Origin of the sequence: Caenimonas sp. SL110 (assembly GCF_001044395.1) — a bacterium.
GTDB lineage: Bacteria > Pseudomonadota > Gammaproteobacteria > Burkholderiales > Burkholderiaceae_C > Ramlibacter.
Map to the genome: position 1 here is coordinate 22,290 of NZ_JANU01000061.1, position 21,698 is coordinate 43,987.

A 21,698-nucleotide genomic window follows, 5' to 3' on the forward strand; every position below is an offset into this window, starting at 1 on the left:
TTCACATTTTAGGGCCTCATGCAATTCACCCCCAGCCAGCAACGCGCCGCCGCCTGGGCCTCGATCGCGATCCTTGCGTTCGCGGCCCTGTACCTCCTGGGGCGTGTGCTGGCACCTTTTGTGGTGGCCGCCGTGCTGGCCTATGCGCTGACGCCGCTCGTGGACAGGCTCGACGACCTGGGCCACGGACGCATGCCGCGGGTCATTGCCGTGGTCATCGTGGAGCTGCTGCTGATCCTTGCGCTGTTTTGCCTGGTCCTGCTGGTCATTCCGATCGTCGTGAAGGAAGTGCCGCTGATGCGCGAGCAGTTGCCGCTGGTGTTCGACAAGCTCGACACATCGCTGCGCCCCTGGCTGCTGCAGTTCGGCATCAACGTGTCGCTGGACCTGGCCAGCCTGAAGGCGCTGGTGCTCAAGTACCTGAGCGCCAACTACGAGGACACGGTCGCATCGGTGTTTTCATCGCTTCGCCTGGGCGGCGGCGTTGCAGTGACTGTCATCGGTTACGCCGTGCTGATTCCGGTGGCGCTTTTCTACCTGCTCCTGGACTGGAAACAGTTTGTCGTTCGCCTGCTCGAGTTCGTGCCGCCGCGAGCCCGACCCGCCTACGACAGCTTCACGTCCGAGGCTGACGAGGTGCTGGGCCAGTACCTTCGCGGCCAGTTGCTGGTGATGATGACGATGGCCGTGTTCTACGGCTGCGGCCTGGCGCTCTTCGGCCTGGACCTGGCGCTGCCGATCGGCGTGTTCACGGGCCTGGCGATGTTTGTGCCTTATGTGGGCTTTGGCATAGGCCTGGTCCTGGCCGTGGTCGCGGGGCTGCTGCAATTCGCGTCGATCAAGGCGCTGGTGATGGTGGCTGCGGTCTACGGCACCGGCCAGATCTTCGAAGGCTTCTACCTGACGCCGCGCCTGGTGGGCGAGCGCATCGGCCTGCACCCGCTGGCCGTTATCTTTGCGCTGCTCGCGTTCGGGCAGGTGTTCGGCTTTGTCGGCGTGCTGGTTGCGCTGCCGGCCAGCGCAGTCCTGCTGGTGGCGATCCGCCGGCTGCGCGCCGGCTACCTGGCCAGCAAGCTCTATCACGGATGATGAAACAGATCGCCCTGGACATCGGCCTCGCGCGTGCGCCCACGCTCGAGAGCTTTTTTGCCGGACCGAATGACGCGGCGCTGCGGCATCTGCAGTTGTGGGTGGGCAGTCCCACCCGGTCACCCGTGCCGACCTACCTGTGGGGCGAAGCTGCCAGCGGCAAGACGCACTTGCTGCAGGCCGTGCAGGAGTCACTCAGGCAGCAGGGCGCTCGCGCCGGCTGGCTCGATCCTTCGATGCTGGAGCCGCCCGAGTTCGACGAGCGATGGGCCGTCGTGCTGATGGACGACGTCCATCTCTACACGGCCGTGCAGCAGCATGCGGCCTTCAACTGGTTCGTCAATGCGCAGTCCTTGCAGCGCGGCGTACTGGCCGCAGGTGCACTGCCGCCGGCTGACCTGAAGCTGCGCGAAGACTTGCGCACGCGATTGGGATGGGGCCATGTCTTCCAGCTGAGCGTGCTGAGCGAGCCCGAGCGACGCTCGGTGCTGAGGCAGGCGGCAGACGAGCGCGGCGTGTTCCTGGGCGACGAGGTGATGGACTTCATGCTCACGCGCTTTTCGCGTGACCTCGGCAGCCTGATGCAGCTGCTCGAGCAGCTCGATGGCTATGCCTTGCAGACCAAGCGCGCGATCACCATTCCCCTCATCAAGGCGATGCTGGAGAGCGAGTGAGCGCATGGACCAGCGCGATCAGCGCAGCCGGATCGACCGGCTTGTGCAGGACCGGATATCCGTAGACCCTGGCCTGGTCTGCGCACTCGGCTGACGTGTCGCCGGTCAGAAGCATTGCCGGCACCTTGCCGCCCGACTCGCGTGATGCGGCATGAATCGCATCCAGCCCTGACTCGCCATTGCGCAGCTGGTAGTCCGACACGATGAGCGCCAGGCCGCCAATGTCACGTGCGTTCGCCGCTGCCGTGCAGGCAGAGTCAACCGTGTCGGCGACCACGGCTGCAAAGCCCAGCTCCTGGAGCAGGCGCTGCGTGGCCTGCGTGAGCTGCGGGTCGTCGTCGATGACCAGCACCCGCCCCTGTGCGCGGGGGGCAATTTCCAGGGCGTTCGCATCAGGCTCCGGCGTGAGCGTCATCGCAACGGGCAAGGTCACCGAAAAAACCGATCCACGCCCTGGCGACGACCGTACGGCGATCGAGGTGCCCAGCAGGTGCGCCGACCTTTGCGCGATCGCCAGGCCCAGCCCCATGCCGCGCTCGCGTTCACGCCTCACATTGGCTACCTGGTAGAACTCACCGAAGATGCGGTCCTGCTCGTCCGGCGCGATGCCGATGCCGGTGTCGAGCACCTGGATTTCCACCAGGGCGCCCCTGCGCCGGCGGCACCCGATGAGAATGCGCCCCTTGTTCGTGTATCGCAGTGCGTTGGCCACCAGGTTGGAAAGCACCCGCGCAAGGATGACCGGATCGACATGCAGCCAAAGGCCCTGGGGGGTGCGCGGCAGGCGCACCGTCAATCCCAGGCCCTTTTGCTGTGCGGGGCCGGCGAATGCGCTGTGCAGCTCGGCGAGCAACACCGACACGTCCACCGGGCGAGGCTCGACGCTGACCGTGCCGCTGTCCAGGCCCGACAGGTCGAACAGGCCATTGAGCAGGCGCCCCAGGCCTTGCAGGGCCAGCTGCAGGCGGCTTGCAACCTGGGCCACTTCTTCGCCTGACAGCTGGGGCTTGCGCGCCATCGCCTGCAGCGTTGCGGTGAACAGGCCCAGCGCCTGCACCGGCTGGCGCAAGTCGTGGCTGGCGGCCGCCAGGAACTGCGATTTGGCGCGGCTGGCCGCCTCGGCCTTGTCGCGCGCCGAGCGCAGTTGCGCGTCTCCAATCAGCCTTCGCATGCGGCGGCGCAGGACAGCCCACGAAAACAAGGCGAGCAGGACACTGGCTGCGGCACCGACGCCTGCGACGAGTTGCAGCTTGCTGGTCGCGATCGGTGTGGTGAAGTTCGGAAGCGATTGGGCCGTCACGATCCACGAGTAGCCACCCACCTGCACGCGCTGCGAAGAGAACAGCAGCTTCACAGCCGATTCGCCACCGACGCGATCGGCCAGTGAGTCCTGCACGCCTTCATCGCCCTGACCGACGCCGGCGTCATACACCTCGATGGCGATGTTGGGACGCTCGCCCAGGATGTTGCTCAGCAGGCCGTCCATGCTGAAGGCCGCGTAGATCCAGCCCGTGATCGCGCGCCTGCGCTCCTCGACGGTTGCCGGTGGCTTGCCTGCGCCATAGACCGGCAGGTACATGCGATAGCCGGCCTGGACCTGCTCGGCGTTTTCTTCGGGCAGCTTGATCTTGTTGGAGATGGCGATGCTGGCGCTGTCGCGTGCCGCATCCATCGCGTGCTTGCGCGAGGGCTCGGCGTAGTAGTCGGTTCCCAGCGTGCTGAGCAGGCTGGAGCCTGAAGGCTCGAAGTAGAGCGCGGACGTGACTTCGGGCCTGTCGCCCGCCGGTGAAATCGAATAGGCCGGATAACCCTGTGTGCGGACGTTGCGCTCGTGCCGCGCGCGCTCGCCGGCCGGTATCCGCAGCGAGTAGCCCATGCCCTGCAGGCCGGTATGCGTCTGGATTCGAAGGCTCGCGACAAACGCCTGGAAGTCGCCGCGCTCGACCCGTGGCGATGAGGCAAAGAGGCCGTGCGTTGCATGCAGTGCCTGCTCGTACGCCAGCATGCGTTCGCGAAAAAGCCCGACGGTCTCACGCACGCGCGTGTCGAATTCGTCCTTGAGCGCGCGTTCGATTTCGCGTCGTTCGCGGTCCCAGAGGTGGTAGGACACGGCGCCTGCGGCCACCAGCACCAGCACCGGCAGCACAAGACTGGCGAGCCGCGCCCGTCGCCATTGGGTGGGTGAAAACGTCATCAGCGCTGGTAGGGCAACAGGATTCGCATGGCTTCCACCTGTGCATCTCGCATCGCCTGCTGCGGCGTCTTGGCGCCCGTGAGCGCCGCGGCCAGGCCCGCATTCAAGGCGTGGGTGACACGCTGGTTTTCGTGCGTGGAGAGCTCGGCCACTGCGTGCGTCAACTGGTCACGCGCGACAGCCGCCTGGGGAAACGAGGCGAGGTGCTCCTTCATCTGCGAGGTCTCCCACGCCTTCGGGCTGACAGCGATGTAGCCTGAATCGATGCTCCAGGACGCGGTGCGTTCCGGTGCCACCATCCAGCGAATGAACGTGAGCGCGGCCTGCCGCTGCGCAGGCGGGCTCTTCTTGAACAGGTAGAAGTTGCCTCCACCCGTGGGCGAGCCGCGCCGGCGGTGGGCCGGAAGCATGCCGACGCCCATCTCGAAGTCCGCCGTGTCGCGCAGGTTGGCCAGGTTGCCACTGGAAGTCCAGATCATTGCGGCCTTGCCGTCGACAAACTGGGCCGGCGTGGCGCCCCATTCGACGACGCCTGCAGGGTTGACCTTGTGCTGGCGCGACAGGTCCACCCAGTACGCCAGCGCATCGACCACCGCCGGACTGTCGAAGTACGTCCTCGTGCCATTGGCATTCATCAGCTCGCCGCCGTTGGCCGTGACGAGGCCCTGGAACATCCAGTACGAAAAACCCGACGACGGAATCTGCAGGCCCCATCGCCTGACCTTGCCCGACGCGTCGCGCTGGGTGAGCTGCTGCGCGAACCGGGTCATCTCGCTCCAGGATTGCGGGGGCCTGTCGGGGTCCAGGCCGGCTTCGCGAAACATCTCCTTGTTCCAGTACAGCAAGATCGTGGACCGCTGGAACGGAATGCCCCATGTCTTGCCGGCTGCACGGCTGTTGGCCATGAGGGCGGGATAGAAGTCCTGCAGCCAGGACCTGTCGGCAGGCGCCAGCAGGTCATCGAAAGGCACGATCGCGTCGGCGTCGATCAGCGTGTACATGTCCACCGCGAAAAGCACCGCCAGGTCCGGCGGGTTGCCGCTTTTGTGGGCGGTGAGCGTCTTGGCAATCGAGTCGCGATAGGTGCCGGTGTAGATGGGTTTGACCTTGATGCCGGGATGCTCGCGCTCGAATTCCTGGACCAGCCTTGCCAGCGTTTTGGTGACGGGGCCACCCACCGCAATCGGGTAATAGAACGAGATGGTCGTTGCTTGCGCCTGCACGGCCGCAGAGGCGAGCATCGCGATTGCAATGAGGCAAGCCTGAAAGAAGGCCCGGAAATAAACCGCCATGAACCGGAATCAGCCAGCAGATGAGTTGGCGCTAGTATGCACAGACGCCGTTATGCAAGTCACCACCCGTATCGTCCTGGCAGAAGACCACGTGCTCGTGCGCGAGGGCCTGAAGATGCTGCTGTCCACCCAGCCAGGGCTGGAGGTCGTGGCAGAGACGGGCGATGGCCGCGAGGTCCAGGCGCTGGTTGGTTCGACCGGCGCGGGGCTTCTTGTGCTCGACCTGGGCCTGCCGGGACTGCATGGCGTTGAAGTGGCCGGTGCGGTGAAGGCCGCCTTCGGTGATGCCGTGAAGGTGCTGGTGCTGACCGGTGACCTGACGCCCGGCTCGGTGCGCCAGGCGCTGGCTGCCGGCGCACACGGTTATGTTCACAAGAGCGAAGACACGGCTGACCTGGTCGCTGCGGTCGAGGCCGTGCTGGCAGGGCGGCAATACGTGAGCCGCCGCATCGCGCAGGTGTTTCGGCCCGCGCGAGCCGCGGGCGGGCATCAGGCGACGCCGCGCGAGCAGGAAATCATGTCGCTGGTGGCGCGTGGGCTTTCCAATCGCGAGATCGCCGAGTTGCTGGACCTGAGCGTGGCCACGGTGCGAACCCATCGCCAGAACTTCATGGAAAAGTTCGAACTGCGCAATGCAGCGGAGATCACCGCTTACGCGGTCCAGCAGGGTTACTACAGCCCGGGCTAGCGTCGAATCGATTGCCTGCCTGATGCGGCCCGACTTTGGCGGGCCCGTGCATGCCTTGGGCGGGCAATGGCGCCAGCCTCCTAGAATCGGGGGCCATGGGCCTTCCAAAAACAAGAGTTTCCCTTTTCGACCTCGACCACACGCTGCTGCCCATCGACTCGGACTATTCCTGGGGCGTCTTCACCCAGACCATCGGCTGGACCGACCCGGTGGAGTTCAAGCGCCGCAACGACGAGTTCTTCGAGCAGTACAAGGCCGGAACGCTCGACATCCACGACTACGTGCGCTTTGCCGTTGAAGCGGTGCGCCTGCGCGGCCCTGAGCAGGCGCAGGCGGCGCATGCGCAATTCATGGCGACCGTGATCGGGCCCGAGATCCGCGAGGAAGCTGTTTCACTGGTTCGCCAGCACCAGCAGGCCGGCGATCATGTGGTGATCGTCACTGCCACCAATGAATTCGTCACGCGGCCCATTGCAAATGCCCTGGGCGTGCAGGAACTCATCGCCGTTGAACTGGCGCGTGGCGACGACGGCTGGATCAACGGCGAAATCCTGGGCATTCCATCGGCGCGCGAAGGCAAGGTCGCCCGGGTGGAACAATGGCTGGCCGGACATGGATGGGCGTGGGACAGCGCGCAGACCACGTTTTATTCGGACTCCTTCAACGATATCGCGCTTCTGGAGAAGGTGGACCACCCGGTGGCCACCAACCCGGATGAGCGGTTGCGCCGCGTTGCCACTGAGCGTGGCTGGCGCATACTGGACCTCTTTCACAAAAAATGATCAAGAAATTCATCGACAAACTGCTCGGCAAGACACCGGGTGGCAAGGCCGGCAGGCCGAACTTCGGCAAGCGGCAGGAGGTGGGTCCCCAGGAGCACGGTATCGACCCCTCGCTGGTCGACGATCGCGCGCTGAACGTGGTGCACACCCTGAAAGAAGCGGGCTTCGAGGCCTACATCGTCGGCGGCGCTGTGCGCGACCTGCTGGTGGGTCTGCGGCCCAAGGACTTCGACGTCGCCACCAGCGCGACACCCGAGCAGGTCAAGGGCCTGTTCCGGCGCGCTTTCATCATCGGCCGGCGCTTTCGCATCGTGCACGTGGTGTACGGGCGGGGGCGCGAGCATGAGGTGATCGAAGTTTCGACCTTCCGCGCCTATATGGACAACGCCGCTGCCGAGCAGGTGGCCGGCAACGAAAAGACCAGCAAGAGCGAGCTGGCGGGCATGAAGCACGCCGTCGATTCCACCGGCCGCGTGCTGCGCGACAACGTCTGGGGTCCGCAGGAAGAAGACGCAACGCGCCGCGACTTCACCATCAACGCGATGTACTACGACCCGGAAACACAGACGGTCGTGGACTATCACGATGGCATCAAGGACGCCAAGAAGCGCACGATCCGCATGATCGGCGATCCGCTCACGCGCTACCGCGAAGACCCGGTGCGCATCATTCGCGCCGTGCGATTTGCCGCCAAGCTCCGTCCGCTCGGCTTCACGCTCGACAAGAAGACGGCGCAGCCGCTGATCGAGTGCCAGACGCTGCTGGCCGACGTGCCGCAGAGCCGACTCTTCGACGAGATGCTCAAGCTGCTGCAGACGGGGCACTCGCTTGCCACCATCGAGCAGCTCAAGGAACTGGGCATGTCGCGCGGCATCTATCCGTTGCTTGACCTGGTCGTGGAGCGTGCCGAGCAGCCGTTCGTCAAGGCGGCCCTGCAAGACACCGATCGCCGCGTGGGCGAGAGCAAGCCCGTTGCGCCGAGCTTCCTGCTGGCCTGCGTGCTGTGGGCCGACGTGCGCGACGGCTGGGCCGCGAGGCTTGCTGCCAGGCAGAACCCGTTTCCTGCGCTGCAGGATGCAATCGACGATGTCTTCAATTCGAAGATCGGCGATGTGTCGGGGCGCGGCAAGTTGGGCGCCGACATGCGCGAGATCTGGATGATGCAGCCGCGTTTCGACAAGCGCACCGGATCGACTCCTTTCAGCCTGGTCGAGCAACCGCGTTTTCGCGCCGCGTTCGACTTCATGCGCTTGCGCGCCGACACCGGCGAAGTCGATGTGCTGCTGGCCGACTGGTGGCAGGAGTTCAGCCAGGCCAGCGATGCGGTACGCGAGGACCTGGTTGCGCAACTGCGCGACGAACAGCACAAGGGCCAGCGCCGGGTGCGTGTGGCGCGGCCGGTCGAACGGGCAGAAGGCGCTGAACCTGCAGCTCGTTCGAATCCGCCGGCGCGCGCGGCAGAGCGCGCCGAACCTGCTGAGCGCACCGATTACGGCCACGGCGGTCCCATCAGCGAGGGCGGCGAGGGTGCTGACGGCGGATCGGGCGATGCGCCCAAAAAGCGCAGGCGTCGTCGGCGCAAGCCCGGTGGCGGTGCTGCGACCGGCGGCGGCGACGACTCGACGGGTTCAGCCGGGTAACCCATAGCCGCGAAGGACGACGGCCGATGCGCGATCCGGTCATCGCCTATGTGGCGCTCGGCGCCAATCTCGGCGATGCCGCGCGAGCGGTTCGCCAGGCGTTCGCGCAGCTCGCGCAGATACCTCTGACGACCCTGGTGGCACAGTCGCCCCTGCACCAGACTGCACCGGTGGATTCGAGCGGACCGGACTACATCAACGCAGTGGCCGCGATCTCGACGCGACTGACCGCACCCGACTTGCTCGTTCAATTGCAGCGCATTGAAAACGAAGCCGGCCGTGAGCGCCCGTATCGCAATGCGCCGCGCACGCTGGACCTCGATCTGCTGCTGTATGGCGGTGGGCGTATCGACAGCCCGCAGCTCACGGTTCCGCATCCACGCATGTTCGAACGCGCCTTCGTGATGGTGCCGTTGGCGCAGGTTGCTCCTTCTGATGTGATTGCGGGCATGGCCCCATTACCTGCGACGTCATTGCCCCGATGACCTGCTGCCCGCACGATCAGGGCAGCAGAAGTTCATTGACTACCGGAGGTAAATCATCATGAGTGACAACGGCCTGATTGCCATTGCGTGCGGTCTCATCGTGGGGCTTGGCGCCATCGGCGCGTGTATCGGCATCGGCACCATGGGTGGGCGATTCATCGAGGGGGCCGTGCGGCAACCGGAAATGATGGAGCCGCTGCAGGTGAAGATGTTCCTGCTGGCCGGGCTCATCGACGCCAATTTCCTCATCGGCGTCGGCGTGGCGATGCTGTTCGTTTTCGGCAAGCCTTTCGCGTAGCCAATCCCGATCAGAACTGCTCCACCAGCCCCGACTGCAGCGCGTTCTCGGGGTTGGAGCCCGCCTCGCGAATTCGCTGCAACGAGTCCTGCGTGTCGACCCCCAGGGCCTTCAATATGCACGCCGCCGTGCTGCCGGTGCGCCCGATGCCCGCTGCGCAGTGGAGCATCACCGAGTCACCCCGGCGCAGGGCCTGCGCGATCTGCTGCACTTCGCGCCTGAACAGCGGCACATCTTCGGGCAGCCCGAAATTTCGCATCGGCAGGTTGAGCCAGCGAAACGGCAACTCGCCCTGGCCGACGGCCTGCGCATACGCGGGTGCCAGCTGCGCCATCTCGTTGCGCGGCGTCAGGCACACGACCAGCGACAGGCGATGCCCTTGCGCCTCGTTCTGGAAAGCGGGCCAGGCCTGGAACCGGCCCGGCATCGCGCCCAGCCACAGCTTGCCCGGCACTTCCGGTGGAAGGACAACGCTGCGCAGGGCCGCGGTCATGGCCCCACCGTGCTGCGCTGCTGCGTCACCGAGAGCTCACTCACCGCGCCCGACGCGTTGCCCCACGATGTGCGGATGTGACTCAGCACTGCGGCGATGTCGGCGTCGCTCAGGGCCGTGGCAAAAGGCGGCATGCCGTACGGCCGCGGGTTGCCCTCGGTCGCAGGCGCAAAGCCGCCGCCCAGCACCACCTGCACGAGATTGGCCGTCACCTTCATCGTCACGGCCCGGTTGCCCGCGAGCGGCGGATAGGCGCCTGGGATGCCCTCGCCGCGCGCACCGTGGCATTGCACGCAGTTGTCTTCGTAGAGCTTTGCGCCGCGCGCGGCGACCGTGGCTGTGATCGGCGGTCCGGGGGAATCGTCAGCGCGTGCAGCCTGCGGCAATGACTTGAGGTACATCGCCATCGCGCGCAGGTCCTCTGCCTCCAGGTGCTGCGTGCTCTTCATCACGACTTCGGCCATCGGGCCCACAACAGTGCCCCGATCCGACACGCCGGTCTGCAGCAACTTCGCGATCTGCATCGGCTCCCAGTCGGCCACGCCGGCTTCCGCGGGCGATGTGAGGGAAGGCGCGTACCAGTTCTGCATCGGGATCAGGCCACCCGACAGGCTGGCCTTTTCGTCGCTCGCGCCCAGCGCATTGCGAGACGAGTGGCATGCGCTGCAGTGGCCCAGGCCCCGGACCAGGTATGCGCCGCGATTCCACTGCGCCGTCTGCGTGGTGTCGTCCCGATGGACGGCCGGTGAGAAGTACATCGCGCGCCACAGGGCAAGCGCGGGTTGTGTGCTGTAGGGCCAGCGCAGGCGATGTTCCTTGTTCGCGCGCGAGACGGCCGGCACTGTTTGCAAGTACGCGTAGATCGCATCGGAATCCGCGCGCGTGACCGCCGTGTAGTTCGGATAAGGGAAGGCCGGGTAAAGAAGACGCCCATCCTTGCTCCTGCCGTTGTGCATGGCGCGCCAGAACTCGCCCGCGTTCCAGCTGCCGATGCCTGTCGCCTTGTCAGACGTGATGTTGCTTGCGAACACCGAGCCGAAGGGCGTTTCGATGGCCGCGCCGCCGGCAAACGGCGCACCGCCCCGTTCGGTATGGCACGCCATGCAGTTGCCGGCCTTGACCAGGTAGGCGCCTCGCGCAACCGTCTCTCCAGTGGGTGGCACGAGAGGGGGCACGTCGTGAATGGAATCCTCGCCGCGCAGGTTCAGCCAGAGCACAAGCGCTGCAATCGCCAGCAGCGCAGCGACGATGGTGGCCAGCAGCTTCCTCATGGCTTCTGGCTCCCCGCGGAGAGCAGCGCGCTGCCGCACTGGATGGAAGATGGTCTGGGCAATGCAGCGACCGGTTTGGGATCGGCGGGCAAGGGCTGCGCGGCCAGCCAGCTCGCAACAGCATTGACGTCTTCGGGCCGCAGCTGGCGGGCGATCTCGCCCATGCAATCGGGTGCGTGCGCGCGGCGCTGGCCGGTCTTCCAGGCGCCGAGCTGCGCGCTGAGGTAGTCACGGGGCAGGCCGAGCAGGCCGGGCGTGTTCGGCGAAACGCCGGTGAGTGCTTCGCCGTGACATTGCACGCAGGCGGGAAGTCTGGCCCCCGCATCGCCCTGCATGGCAATAGCCTGGCCGCGTTGCAGAACTGCTTGCGGTGCGTCGGATGTCGCAGGCGGTGAATAGGGCAGGTCGAGCGCGCTGAAGTACTGCGATATTTCCAGGATGTACTTGTCGGACAGCGGATCGAGCAGTCGCGCCATCAGGCCGTAGTGGCGGCGGCCGTCGCGAAAGTTGAGCAGCTGGTTGTAGAGGTAACCAGCGGGTTTGCCTGCAATGCGCGGGTAGAACCCATCGGGCGCAGCTCGCCCGTCCTTGCCGTGGCACGCCGTGCAGGCCATCGTGCGCTGGGCGATGGAATCCTCGAACACGGGTGGCGCGCCGGCTGCAACAAGCGGCGCTGCCAGGGCAATGGCGGCAATCAATGTCTTCACGATGTAGCCGACTATGCCACCAGTCCTACAGGGCGGCGCTCGCTGTGCGGATAACCTGATCAGCTAGCAAGGAGTCACGCATGAGCAAATTACCCGATCCGAAATCCACAGAGCCTGCCGTGCCCGATTCAGGGCGGCCGGCGGGCGAGGACCCGGGCACCAACCGGATCGAGCACGAGCCCAATCCCAAGGCGGACCCGATCGAGGGTGTGGACCACAAGTACATCCGGCGAAGCCCCTACACGGCGGGTAACGATTAAGGCGATTCGTGCCGCGCAGGCCGTCGGGACGGCGCGCGGCATGATAATCATCGCCTTCATTTCACTGCATCTCTCATGACAAGTTACAAGGTCCGCACTGCGGACGACAAGGACGCCGAAACCATCGCAGCCGTGCACGCGAGTTCATCGCATGCTGCATACGAGGCTGTCGCCCCCGACGCGCAGAGTCTGCCGATGCCCAAGCGCATCGCATTCTGGCGCGATGCAATCGAATACGGAGAGCCGCTTGTGCATGTCGTCATGGACGACGCGCGCCTGGTCGGCTTCGTCGGCTATGACCGCTCGCGCGACCCCAAATCCAAGCCCACCACCGGCGAGATATGGGCGCTTTATGTCGAGCCGGATGCGTGGGGCACGGGCGCCGGCCTGGCCCTGTGGGACGCCGCGCGCGAAGGCCTGATGGAAGAAGGCTGCATCGAAGTGACGATGTGGATTCCGCTGCGCAATGAACGTGCGCTGCGATTTGCAGAACTCGCCGGCTTCAAGCGCGAACTCAACACCGCCCGTACGGCGGTGCTGGGCGGCGTGAAGCTCGAAGAAATCCGCCTCAAGCGGCCGCTGAACTAGACCTGTAAGGACGCAACTGCCCATGGCCTCCAGCCTGCTCGCGCTACTCGACGACATCACCACCATCCTGGACGACGTCGCCGTCCTGTCGAAGGTGGCGGCCAAGAAGACCGCGGGTGTCCTGGGCGATGACCTCGCCCTGAACGCGCAGCAGGTCGCGGGGGTCACGGCCGACCGCGAACTGCCTGTGGTGTGGGCCGTGGCCAAGGGCTCGTTCATCAACAAGGCGATCCTGGTTCCGGCAGCCATTGCGATCAGCGCTTTCGCGCCGTGGGCGGTCACGCCCCTGCTGATGATCGGTGGCGCCTTTCTTTGCTACGAGGGCTTCGAGAAGATCGCGCACCGCATCATGCACAGCAAGGCCGAAGACGATGCGCATCACGAAGAGCTGACCAAGGCGCTGTCCGACCCCTCGGTCGATCTCGCGCAGGTCGAAAAGGACAAGATCAAGGGTGCGATCCGCACTGACTTCATTTTGTCGGCCGAGATCATCGCCATCACGCTGGGCACCGTCGCGCAAAGCGAGTTCTCGGTGCGGGTCGGCGTGCTGGTGGGCATCGCGCTCATCATGACCATTGGCGTTTATGGACTGGTGGCTGCGATCGTCAAGCTCGATGACTTCGGTCTTGCCCTGACGCGTCGGGCCGGCAGCGGCGCACAGGCCATCGGCCGCGCCATCGTGAAGGCCGCGCCCTGGCTCATGAAGTTCCTGTCGATCGCAGGTACGGCAGCCATGTTCCTGGTGGGAGGCGGCATCCTCGTGCACGGCGTTCCTGCGGTGGCGCACACCATCGAGGCCTGGGCGCAGGGCCTGCCGTCTATCAGCTGGCTTGTTGAAAACCTGCTCAACGCCGTGATCGGCGTCATTGCCGGAGCGATCGTGCTGGGCGTTGTCACCGTGGTCCAGAAGACGATGCGTCGTGACAAAGCACTGGCGTGAGCGATTCGCCCACCGTCCAGTGGAAGGACTCGCGCGGCGCGTTGCAGACCGCGCGCTGGCGGTCCGAAGGCGGCTTGCCGCCGCCCAAACGCATCGCACTGGCTGACGACACGCTCAAGGCAGATGCTGCGGTGCGGCTGGCCAGCGAAGGCACCCAGCTGCTGTGGCAAGGCGATTTCCAGAATGCGCGCAACCTCGTGCAGGCGATGAGCCGGCGCGCGGACAGGAAGCCGCGCAACAAGGCCGCTCCCGCGTCGATGCGCGATGCGTTCAACGTGCATCGACAGGCCCAGGGTCATCGCTCCCGCCTGCTGGCCAGCGTGCTGGTTCCCCTGTCCGCCGATTATTCGATCCCGCTGAATCGGGCGCCCGATCTGCGTCAGGCGTGCAGGGAGGCCTGGGGTCCATCCGACGGCCAGCCCTGTGTAACTTCGCTGCGAGAACTGCTCGGCCTGGTGGGCGCTCACGAATGGCGAAAGCGCGGGGTGGAGGTGCCCTCGCTGGGCGAGCCACCCCTCAATCGGATCCATGCGCACTACGGCGTTTTTTCGCCGGTGCGCGGCGAATACCTCGACCTGGTTGCACAGGCGCCGCTGCCGTCTCTCGAACTGGCGTTCGACATCGGCACGGGTACGGGGGTGCTGGCGGCGATTCTGGCTAGGCGTGGAGTCAAGCGCGTGGTCGCGACCGAACTCGCGCCGCGTGCACTGGCCTGCGCGCGCGAGAACGTGAAGCGGCTGGGCCTGACAAACACCGTGGAGGTGGTCGAGGCGGATCTTTTTCCCGACGGCCATGCGCCCCTGGTCGTGTGCAATCCGCCGTGGTTGCCGGCAAGGCCCACCTCACCGCTGGAGCATGCGGTGTATGACGAAGACAGCCGCATGCTGCGCGGGTTCATCGATGGCCTGGCGGCGCACCTGTCCCCCGGCGGCGAGGGCTGGCTGGTGATGTCGGATCTGGCGGAACTCCTGGGCCTGCGCGCGCCCGGCGAGCTGGCCTCGTGGATTGCGGGCGCTGGCCTGGTCGTGGTCGGCAGGCTCGATGCGCGTGCGCTGCATCCGAAGGCGGCGGACGCGGCGGACCCGCTTCATGCGGCGCGCAGCCGTGAAGTCACGACGCTCTGGCGGCTCGCCGCTGCCAGCGCAAAGTAGTAGGCACCTTCCTACGCGTTATCGGGCGGTCCGCCGAACGCGCTGCCGAACTGGTCCGCAGAAGATGGCTCCTGTGCCGATTGAGCACTTCTGGAGGGTTCCATGACCAATTCTGAGCCGACGACCGCCGCCATCACGATGTCCAACATGGACGTCGCCTACCTGCCCACGTTCAGCGTCGACGATGACGACTGCGCGATCGGCTGGGAATGCGCCAATCCTGCCTTGCAGATCGAACGCTGGGGCCAGGACGAAGCGGCTGGCGCGCGGCAATAAGGCCCGATGAAGGACAAGCCCGTGGCAAGCGACAAGCAGATTCCGACGCCGGTCCCGGCAAGAAAGCCGCGTTCCGAATTCCTGGATTCGCTGTGGAAGGGCGCGTTGCTCGGCGGTCTGGTGCTGGTCATTGCACTGCCCTGGCTGAGGCCGCGGCCGCCTGCGAACGCGGTGCCCGCCACGCCCACAGTCGCCGTTGCACCAGCACCGGCGCTTGCCCCGGCAGTGGCGCCGCTAGTTCAGGGCCAAGTTCAGCCGGCAGACCCGGCACCGCCGGCTGCATCCGACTCCGCAGTTGCTGCTGCACCCGAGCCGCAAGCCCCACCCGTTGACAGTGCCAAGGTCATTGCAGCCGATTTCGGCTCGCACCAGCCTTCCAGCGACACCCGCCGCATGGCGAACTGGATCGTGCAGGCGTCCGATAACAAGCAGCACTCTTTTGTCATCGTGGACAAAAAGGATGCACGGGTTTACGTGTTCGACGGCAAGGGCCGCCTGAAGAACAATACGCCTGCCCTGATGGGTTCGGCGCATGGTGACGACTCGGCCCCCGGAATCGGCGACAAGCCGCTCTCGCAGGTCAAGCCTGAAGAAAAGACCACGCCGGCGGGGCGCTATGTAGCCGAGCTGGGGGTCAACACCAACGGCGAAGACATCGTCTGGGTCGACTACAACGCGGCAGTGTCCATGCACCGGGTCCGCGCCAACAACAAGGCAGAGCGCCGCATGGAGCGTCTAGCCTCGCCGACCTCCCAGGACAACCGCATTTCGTTCGGCTGCATCAACCTGCCCAAGCCGTTCTACGAAAAGGTCTTGCAGCCGACTGTGAAGGCGGGGCAAACCATCGTTTATGTGCTGCCGGAGACGCGTCCGCTGGAGAAAACGTTCGCATCCTTCCGCGACACATCTACAGCCGTTGCGCAGCGCTGAGGCGCCGACCGATTCTTTCGAGGGGATGGCTCAGGCCTCAACCGATCCTGCTCGACTGACAGTGTCCGACAGACGCCGGGGAAGCGGGCCGACGCAGGGGTCCTGGTGCCCTGATTAATTTGGGTGAGTGGTGGCTTCCCGCCATTTCTTCAACTCACGCCAAGGACTTTTTCAATATGAGCACAGGTTTCAAGAGCATCGTTTGCACGGCAGCCGTCGTCATCGCAGGTTCGGCATTCGCACAGGGCACGCCCCCGAACGCCGCGATCAAGGACCCGGCTGTGGGCGCCGGCCAGCAAAGTACCCAGTCAACCCCGATGGGCACGACCGGCACGCCGGGCGGCAACACGACGGGCAATACAACCGGCAGGGCGACGACACCGATGACGGGTTCCAGCACCACCACCACGGGAACGGCATCATCGACGGCCGACACCACCATGGCGTCCGCCAGGCCCATGAAGAAGGCTCGCGCCGATCGCAACTGATAGCAACCGCTCAACAAAAAAACCGGGCTTGTGCCCGGTTTTTTTTGTTGCCATTTCATTGACGGCAAGGAACGTGAAAAGGACGCGGCCGGGCTCGCTGGACAATGTTCCTGCAGCTCGCTTGCAAAGGCGAGTGCCCGACACCTGTCGTTGTAGCGCGAGGCCCGGCAGCTGGATTTCAGTGTGCACGACACCTTGCACAAGGGGTGAAATCCGGTATCTCGACCCCACGTAGGCCAGCGCCGCGTCGACTAATCCAGGAACTCCTGAAAACCGCTCGCAGGCTCGAATCGCTTGCCGCGGTAGTGAAGGCGGGTAGGACCGGGAAGGGCACGCTCACGAATGGAATGCTCGCTGTCTCCCGGATAGCAGATGACGCGTTCGCCGGGTACCAGGGCCGCCAGCGGCTCTGGATGGATGAGCGGTGGCGGTCGTTGCCGTGCGTCATGCATCGCAGCTTCCACGCTGCCATACCGCGCCAGGTGGGCCAGGCTCATGATCTGCGGCGGCGCCAGCTCTATCGCGCGATCCCAGTACTGCCTGAGGGCATCGTGCGGTGTGAGCCAGGTGCTATCGATCGCTTCATGGTTGTCGTGCCGGGCGATTTGGCCCTCTGGCATGCGTGCAAGAAAAAAGCGTGTGTCGAAACGTTTGCGTATCACGCCGCCGACGGCGGGGGTGATCCAGCGGGACCAGGGCCGGATCGCCGACGCCTGCAGCTTCAGCCGCATCAGCGCGATCACTTCCTCGAAGCCGCGACCTTCACGCAGCAATGCCCACGCCTGCTGCTGGGTTGGCGCATCGGCCCCATGGGCGAACAGCACGCCGGTCTCCTCGAACGCTTCGCGCAGCGCCGCGAAGTAAAGCGCTGCGGCCTCGTGCATATCCAGCTGCGCTTCGTTCAATGTGTCATGCAGTTCGCCTGCGGGCGTGTCCAGCAGTGCTTGCGCGTCGGCGTGCGAGTCGTCCCTGTCGACCTTGCCACCTGGAAATACGTGGGCGCCGCCCAATACTTCCGAGAGGCCGTGACGTTTGACCAGGAACACTTCGAGCCCGCTTGCGCCATCGCGCACCATCACCACGGTGGCTGCTGCTCGCAGGGGCTCCAGAGACTGTTCGAGATTGATTTCCATTGGGCAAAGGCTAACAGCCCCAACGCGCAATCGCCAGCACGCGCGCGACTGACGCCCACTATTGCGTGAAAGCCCAGCGTACAGGGCGTAAGCCTGTACGCGTCACGGAGCGCAGCCATCGTCCGACAAGCGATGAGGCAACGACCTGACGCCCGAAAAACGACCAGCCACTATTCTGAATACAGCTGGCACGAGCTGGCCCTCACTAACTGTTAACCAACTTGAAACCAAATCGAAGGAGCTAATCATGAGCAAATTTTCCAAACTGGCGGGCCTGATTGCCGGCGTGTCCACCGTCGCTGTTTTCGGTGTTGCAATCGCGCAGGGCCAGCCGCCCAACCCCCTGATTCCGCACCATGCCATCGCAGCAGGCCAGCAAAGCAGCCACATCACCCCCATGGGTGAGACCGGTGTGCTGACCCAGATCGGCGAGGTCCGCACGGCCACGATCCAGCGCGAAGCTGAAGTTGCTTATGTCGCTCCGGCAGCTGAGCCCGTCCAGCAAGTCGCCGTGGTCGAAACCACGACGATGGGCGCTGCACCCGAGCCGGCACCTGCCGCTCCTGCACCTATGCCCAAGGCCGACCGCAACTAAAAGCGCGCAACGGGTTGCTGCGAAAGCGGCACCAGTGAAAAGCCGGGAGCTTGCCTATTGGCGGCTGCCGGCTTTTTGTCGTTGGGCATCCATGCGCTCGACGATCATCTGGCGGGTCGATCGCACATCGGATGCAAAGGGGCCCGGGTTCGGTATCGCAACGGCCTTGTCGATCTGCGTGAGGGCCTCGGCATGACGCCCTTCATCGGACAGCGCCTGAGCGAGGTTGTTCAGCACGATCACCGACTCGGGGTGGCGTTGATGCGCGACCCTCAATGCCGTGACAGCCAGGCCATAGGAGCCTGCTGCGTGATACTGATTGGCAAGCCCGATGGCGGCCGTGAGGTTGTTCGGCCAGCGAGCCAGCGCAGTGGCATAAGCGGTCGTCGCCGATTCGGGCGTCGAGACCCGCGACATCGCCAGCACCGCCTGCATCCATGCATCCTCGGTGGCCGTCGCTGGAATCCTGTCGGGCGGCATTGCCACCATGGCCCAGCGATTGCTGGCCATCCACTCGCGCTCGAAAGCTGTAAAGGGCATCTCCAGCCGCCGCTTGTCCCCGGAACGCAGGTAAAGCGTTCCCGATGGGTAGTCAAAGCCGTTGAGCACTGCGTAGTGCCACTGCGTGAACATCGGGTTGACGTCCTGGAGCACGATCACCGGATTGCCGGCAGCAACCTCACTCAGCACATCAGCATATTGCGGGCGCAACTGGTAGGAAATGCGACCGTGCCGCCGTGGCGCTGCAAGCATCTCGACCTGCAGGCTTCCCTGGCGCGAAGGCAGGTAAACGTTTTTGGCGAGCTCTTCAGGTGTGAGGGTCAGGCCGGTGTAATTGAGCACGGTTGCGAGCGCCGCCGGGCCGCATTGAAATTCGTCCTGTGGGAAGAACGGAACCTGTGTGAGTTCGACCGTGCGCGCAACGCCCTGCGGCCAATCGGTTCGAAGCGCGACCGTCTGGGGCACCATCTGGGCGCAGCCCGACAGCACCACAAATGCAGCGCAGTAGAAAAAGCCCGCGCAGAGGCGGGCTGTGTGCTGCAAACCGCCTGTGGGGCGGTCGTGCGATTTACTTGCGGAAGGCAAAGTACCAGACCAGACCGATGATGACGACTGCGGCGATCCATCCGTTCGCAGCGCCGGCAGGGGCCGTGTGAATGTCTTGCGCCAGGGTCTGCACTTCCTGGTCGGTCATGGCGGCGACGCGTTCGCGAGCCATCTGCGGATCGATGCCCTGCGATTGCAACTGCGAGGCGGTCTCGGCGCGGCTGAGCACGCTCAGGACCGTCGCGCGGTCAGACTGGGCGGCCGCCTTGTCGGCGCCGATCATGCCGGCGCTTGCACCCGTCTGGAAGGACAGTGCAAGCAGCGAGACGACCAGTGCGCGGCAGGTTGCTTTCTTCATTGAACTCATCTTCAGGCTCCTTGGAATTAGGTTGAGTCATTGGAACGCCGCAGTGGGACCCACCATGGCGCCGATCCAATATACGCGCCCGCAAGAGGGTTGTGTGAGTTTGTCGCGCTCCCGCCACGCCTTTGTTGCAGCGGGTTGGGGTCAGCCCAGCGGGGTCTCGGGAGCCGGTTCCTTGCGAATCGTTTCGCGGTCGCGGTGCTGGTGCCGGTCCAGCTTGCCCAGCGCGTGGTCGAGTGCGTGTATCAGGCGCTGGGCCGCACCGCGGATTGCCTCGTCCTGCGTGGACGCGTGGTGGCTCACAGCCAGGGGGTCGTGTCCGTTGAGGCGGGCCTCCATCATGCAGCGGATGTCGGTGCCGCCCTTTGCGTTTTCACGGCTGATCTGAACCTCGACGCGGGTGATTTCCTGCTTGAAGCGAGCCAGCGTTCCCTGGAGGTATTCGTCCGCCCAGCGATCCAGCGTTTCCGTGTTTTCGATCCCGTTACTGGTGTTTACCTGAACCTGCATTGCTGATCCTTTTCTGTAGTTGCTGGATGCCAGTGTGCGGGGCGGCCATGAAGTTGCCTGTAGGACAGCAGGCCACCTGTTTTGTCAGACGTCTCGGGCCGACGATGCGACCTTGTATAAACCTTGGTTGTTGTCGACACGAAAGCCATAAATGGATGCACTGGAAATCATCGAGCAAGAAACCGGGCCTGCCCCTTGCGCCACGGTCATCATCTTGCACGGTCTGGGGGCCGATGGAAACGACTTTGTTCCGATTGCCCGTGAACTCGACCTGTCGGCAGTCGGCCCTGTGCGATTTGTCTTTCCGCACGCGCCGGTCATACCGGTGACGATCAACAACGGCATGCGCATGCGGGCCTGGTACGACATCCTGGGCACGGATCTCGTCAAACGCGAAGACGAGGCCGGTCTCAGGAATTCGGTGGCCCAGGTCGAGGCCCTGCTGGAGGCCGAGAAAGCGCGCGGCATGCCCGCCAACCGCATCGTGCTGGCCGGGTTCTCGCAAGGGTGTGCGATGGCCCTGCTTGCGGGCCTGCGTCACAAGGAGCGGCTGGCAGGGATTGTGGGGATGTCGGGCTACCTGCCGCTTGCGTCATCGACCGCGGCCGAGCGCAGCGATGCGAATGCCATCACGCCGATATTTCTCGCACACGGCCAATACGACAACGTGGTGGTCCCGGAGCGGGGCCGTGCTTCGCGCGACATGCTCAAGGCCCTGGGCTACCCGGTGGAGTGGCACGAGTACCCGATGGCGCACTCGGTGTGCATGGAAGAAGTGCAGCAGTTGAACGACTGGCTGGTCAAGCTGCTGGCAAAGGACTGACGGCTTTCAGGCCGCTAGACCTCGCCGCCGAAGGCCTTGATGAGGTTGGCGATGTACTTGTCGACGAGTTTCTCGAACTCACCCTCGACCACCGGCGCCACCACCATCTTCATGAGGCCGGGCAGCGGGAGCTCGATTTCGCCTTCGATCTTCAGTTCGATCGCGGTGGACTTCTTGTTGTCCCTGATCTTCCAGTGACCGCCGACCAGGGCATTGCCGATGCCCTTCACGGGCGTCCAGATGACGGTGCCCTTGGCCTTGTCGCTCTTGTACTTGCTCGCGTAGATGGTCTGGATGTTGACCTGCGCCGTGCCGACCTTTTCCATCTCCCACTTGTACACGCCGTCGCCCATGTCGGTGAGCTTGTCCACCTTGGGAAAGTGCGAAACAGAGGTGGGGACGTCCGACAGGACTGCGAACACGTCGGCGGCCTTGGCCTTCACCTCGAATTCGTAGCCCAGGTCGATCTTGACAGTCACGGCCATGGTGAAGCTCCTCGTTGTGGTTATTGGCAGGTGGAAGGGTGGACAGATTCTGCCACCCGTTCGGTCACGCCGACTTCTGCCCGTACGCCTGCTTCAAGGTTGCTGCGAGGTCGATCGCGGTGATCGCCCCGCCGACCAGCGTGTCGATCACGACTACCGCGCCATCGGCCGACAATGCCAGGCCGCGCGAGTAGTAGCTGCCGATCACTTCCTGCGCATGGGCGGCGTTCTTGCGCGTTTCTGCGGAGAGCTTGGGGCTTGCGTCCTTGAAGGCCGCGTCCCAGCGCTTGCCCATGACGGTTGCCAGGCGCTTGCCACCCTTGCGATACAGGCCCACGCCCTGATGGGCGGTGTTGCCGACGTTGGCAATGACGGTCTTGGCAGTGGCGGTGATTTTTTCGGTGGTCATGTGAGTCGCTCCAGGAGTTTCGAAAACAAGAAAAGGTACGCTTTCATTTTGCGCACGCCCCCCTAGTAGCCACGACCTAATTGGGG

The 21,698-nt window shown here is 64.8% G+C and carries 27 protein-coding genes; 16 read left to right on the top strand and 11 right to left on the bottom strand.

Annotated features, from left to right (window positions below; all coding sequences use genetic code 11):
• Nucleotides 1-18 precede the first annotated feature (18 nt).
• A complete protein-coding gene (locus AQ12_RS20500; RefSeq protein ID WP_048441836.1) occupies nucleotides 19-1,089 on the top strand; it encodes an AI-2E family transporter in 1,071 nt (356 codons plus the stop codon).
• The gene (hda, locus tag AQ12_RS20505) at nucleotides 1,089-1,763 is read left to right on the top strand and encodes a DnaA regulatory inactivator Hda (RefSeq protein WP_048441889.1); all 675 of its coding nucleotides are present in this window, start codon (nucleotides 1,089-1,091) and stop codon (nucleotides 1,761-1,763) included. Before AQ12_RS20500 ends, hda begins: the two co-directional genes overlap by 1 nt.
• Here hda and AQ12_RS22305 read toward each other — a convergent pair.
• A complete protein-coding gene (locus tag AQ12_RS22305) occupies nucleotides 1,738-3,957 on the bottom strand; it encodes a CHASE domain-containing protein (protein WP_053076828.1) in 2,220 nt (739 codons plus the stop codon). The genes hda and AQ12_RS22305 overlap by 26 nt on opposite strands.
• Nucleotides 3,957-5,198, bottom strand: coding sequence for an ABC transporter substrate-binding protein (locus AQ12_RS20515; protein ID WP_202967527.1), 1,242 nt, complete (start codon nucleotides 5,196-5,198; stop codon nucleotides 3,957-3,959). The genes AQ12_RS22305 and AQ12_RS20515 overlap by 1 nt, the downstream gene beginning before the upstream one ends.
• A gap of 103 nt (nucleotides 5,199-5,301) precedes the next feature.
• On the opposite strand from AQ12_RS20515, the gene AQ12_RS20520 reads away from it, so the two are divergent.
• The 5 genes from AQ12_RS20520 (at nucleotide 5,302) to atpE (ending at nucleotide 9,142) form a co-directional block, all read left to right on the top strand.
• Nucleotides 5,302-5,937: a response regulator transcription factor gene (locus AQ12_RS20520; protein ID WP_048441838.1), complete on the top strand. Its 636-nt coding sequence runs from the start codon at nucleotides 5,302-5,304 to the stop codon at nucleotides 5,935-5,937.
• A 95-nt stretch (nucleotides 5,938-6,032) separates the two neighbouring features.
• Nucleotides 6,033-6,719, top strand: coding sequence for an HAD family phosphatase (locus AQ12_RS20525; RefSeq protein ID WP_048441839.1), 687 nt, complete (start codon nucleotides 6,033-6,035; stop codon nucleotides 6,717-6,719).
• Entirely contained in the window at nucleotides 6,716-8,359 is a 1,644-nt protein-coding gene (gene pcnB, locus AQ12_RS20530) for a polynucleotide adenylyltransferase PcnB (protein ID WP_048441840.1), read from the top strand. The genes AQ12_RS20525 and pcnB overlap by 4 nt, the downstream gene beginning before the upstream one ends.
• 26 nt (nucleotides 8,360-8,385) lie before the next feature.
• Nucleotides 8,386-8,844 (top strand): 2-amino-4-hydroxy-6-hydroxymethyldihydropteridine diphosphokinase, encoded by a 459-nt coding sequence (folK, locus tag AQ12_RS20535; RefSeq protein WP_048441841.1) that lies wholly within the window; start codon nucleotides 8,386-8,388, stop codon nucleotides 8,842-8,844.
• Nucleotides 8,845-8,902: 58 nt separating this feature from the next.
• A complete protein-coding gene (gene atpE / locus AQ12_RS20540; protein WP_048441842.1) occupies nucleotides 8,903-9,142 on the top strand; it encodes a F0F1 ATP synthase subunit C in 240 nt (79 codons plus the stop codon).
• A gap of 10 nt (nucleotides 9,143-9,152) precedes the next feature.
• On the opposite strand, the gene AQ12_RS20545 is transcribed toward atpE, so the two are convergent.
• The 3 genes from AQ12_RS20545 to AQ12_RS20555 are packed head-to-tail and all read right to left on the bottom strand — an operon-like array spanning nucleotide 9,153 to nucleotide 11,616.
• Nucleotides 9,153-9,635, bottom strand: a complete 483-nt coding sequence (locus AQ12_RS20545; RefSeq protein ID WP_048441843.1) for a tyrosine-protein phosphatase — start codon at nucleotides 9,633-9,635, stop codon at nucleotides 9,153-9,155.
• Nucleotides 9,632-10,906: a cytochrome c gene (locus AQ12_RS20550; protein ID WP_048441891.1), complete on the bottom strand. Its 1,275-nt coding sequence runs from the start codon at nucleotides 10,904-10,906 to the stop codon at nucleotides 9,632-9,634. The genes AQ12_RS20545 and AQ12_RS20550 overlap by 4 nt, the downstream gene beginning before the upstream one ends.
• Complete coding sequence (locus AQ12_RS20555; RefSeq protein ID WP_369799043.1) at nucleotides 10,903-11,616, bottom strand: cytochrome c; 714 nt, start codon at nucleotides 11,614-11,616, stop codon at nucleotides 10,903-10,905. The genes AQ12_RS20550 and AQ12_RS20555 overlap by 4 nt, the downstream gene beginning before the upstream one ends.
• A 77-nt stretch (nucleotides 11,617-11,693) precedes the next feature.
• Here AQ12_RS20555 and AQ12_RS22865 point away from each other — a divergent pair, with 77 nt between their 5' ends.
• The 7 genes from AQ12_RS22865 to AQ12_RS20580 all read left to right on the top strand — a co-directional run bounded on the left by AQ12_RS22865 (nucleotide 11,694) and on the right by AQ12_RS20580 (nucleotide 16,246).
• Nucleotides 11,694-11,873: a hypothetical protein gene (locus AQ12_RS22865; protein ID WP_152682884.1), complete on the top strand. Its 180-nt coding sequence runs from the start codon at nucleotides 11,694-11,696 to the stop codon at nucleotides 11,871-11,873.
• Between the two features lie 75 nt (nucleotides 11,874-11,948).
• Entirely contained in the window at nucleotides 11,949-12,461 is a 513-nt protein-coding gene (locus AQ12_RS20560; protein ID WP_048441845.1) for a GNAT family N-acetyltransferase, read from the top strand.
• Between the two features lie 22 nt (nucleotides 12,462-12,483).
• On the top strand, nucleotides 12,484-13,401 hold the full coding sequence (locus AQ12_RS20565; protein WP_048441846.1) for a DUF808 domain-containing protein: 918 nt from the start codon (nucleotides 12,484-12,486) through the stop codon (nucleotides 13,399-13,401).
• The gene (locus AQ12_RS20570; RefSeq protein WP_048441847.1) at nucleotides 13,398-14,552 is read left to right on the top strand and encodes a class I SAM-dependent methyltransferase; all 1,155 of its coding nucleotides are present in this window, start codon (nucleotides 13,398-13,400) and stop codon (nucleotides 14,550-14,552) included. The genes AQ12_RS20565 and AQ12_RS20570 overlap by 4 nt, the downstream gene beginning before the upstream one ends.
• Before the next feature lie 102 nt (nucleotides 14,553-14,654).
• The gene (locus tag AQ12_RS23060) at nucleotides 14,655-14,828 is read left to right on the top strand and encodes a hypothetical protein (protein ID WP_161799052.1); all 174 of its coding nucleotides are present in this window, start codon (nucleotides 14,655-14,657) and stop codon (nucleotides 14,826-14,828) included.
• A gap of 6 nt (nucleotides 14,829-14,834) precedes the next feature.
• Nucleotides 14,835-15,758, top strand: coding sequence for a hypothetical protein (locus AQ12_RS20575; RefSeq protein ID WP_152682885.1), 924 nt, complete (start codon nucleotides 14,835-14,837; stop codon nucleotides 15,756-15,758).
• A gap of 176 nt (nucleotides 15,759-15,934) precedes the next feature.
• On the top strand, nucleotides 15,935-16,246 hold the full coding sequence (locus AQ12_RS20580) for a hypothetical protein (RefSeq protein ID WP_048441848.1): 312 nt from the start codon (nucleotides 15,935-15,937) through the stop codon (nucleotides 16,244-16,246).
• 251 nt (nucleotides 16,247-16,497) lie between these two features.
• On the opposite strand, the gene AQ12_RS20585 is transcribed toward AQ12_RS20580, so the two are convergent.
• Complete coding sequence (locus tag AQ12_RS20585; protein ID WP_048441849.1) at nucleotides 16,498-17,379, bottom strand: NUDIX hydrolase; 882 nt, start codon at nucleotides 17,377-17,379, stop codon at nucleotides 16,498-16,500.
• Between the two features lie 247 nt (nucleotides 17,380-17,626).
• Here AQ12_RS20585 and AQ12_RS20590 point away from each other — a divergent pair, with 247 nt between their 5' ends.
• A complete protein-coding gene (locus AQ12_RS20590; protein ID WP_048441850.1) occupies nucleotides 17,627-17,974 on the top strand; it encodes a hypothetical protein in 348 nt (115 codons plus the stop codon).
• Between the two features lie 54 nt (nucleotides 17,975-18,028).
• Here AQ12_RS20590 and AQ12_RS20595 read toward each other — a convergent pair whose 3' ends face one another.
• The 3 genes from AQ12_RS20595 to AQ12_RS20605 all read right to left on the bottom strand — a co-directional run bounded on the left by AQ12_RS20595 (nucleotide 18,029) and on the right by AQ12_RS20605 (nucleotide 19,895).
• The gene (locus AQ12_RS20595; RefSeq protein ID WP_048441851.1) at nucleotides 18,029-19,018 is read right to left on the bottom strand and encodes a PA2778 family cysteine peptidase; all 990 of its coding nucleotides are present in this window, start codon (nucleotides 19,016-19,018) and stop codon (nucleotides 18,029-18,031) included.
• 25 nt (nucleotides 19,019-19,043) lie between these two features.
• On the bottom strand, nucleotides 19,044-19,379 hold the full coding sequence (locus AQ12_RS20600; RefSeq protein WP_053076829.1) for a PA2779 family protein: 336 nt from the start codon (nucleotides 19,377-19,379) through the stop codon (nucleotides 19,044-19,046).
• 150 nt (nucleotides 19,380-19,529) lie between these two features.
• Entirely contained in the window at nucleotides 19,530-19,895 is a 366-nt protein-coding gene (locus AQ12_RS20605) for an HPF/RaiA family ribosome-associated protein (RefSeq protein WP_048441852.1), read from the bottom strand.
• Nucleotides 19,896-20,046: 151 nt separating this feature from the next.
• Between AQ12_RS20605 and AQ12_RS20610 the strand changes: the two genes are divergently transcribed.
• Nucleotides 20,047-20,718 carry an alpha/beta hydrolase gene (locus AQ12_RS20610; RefSeq protein ID WP_048441853.1) on the top strand — a complete coding sequence of 224 codons (672 nt, stop codon included), beginning with the start codon at nucleotides 20,047-20,049 and terminating at the stop codon, nucleotides 20,716-20,718.
• A 14-nt stretch (nucleotides 20,719-20,732) separates the two neighbouring features.
• On the opposite strand, the gene AQ12_RS20615 is transcribed toward AQ12_RS20610, so the two are convergent.
• Nucleotides 20,733-21,203: an SRPBCC family protein gene (locus tag AQ12_RS20615; protein ID WP_048441854.1), complete on the bottom strand. Its 471-nt coding sequence runs from the start codon at nucleotides 21,201-21,203 to the stop codon at nucleotides 20,733-20,735.
• A 64-nt stretch (nucleotides 21,204-21,267) separates the two neighbouring features.
• On the bottom strand, nucleotides 21,268-21,612 hold the full coding sequence (locus AQ12_RS20620; protein ID WP_048441855.1) for a hypothetical protein: 345 nt from the start codon (nucleotides 21,610-21,612) through the stop codon (nucleotides 21,268-21,270).
• Nucleotides 21,613-21,698 lie beyond the last annotated feature (86 nt).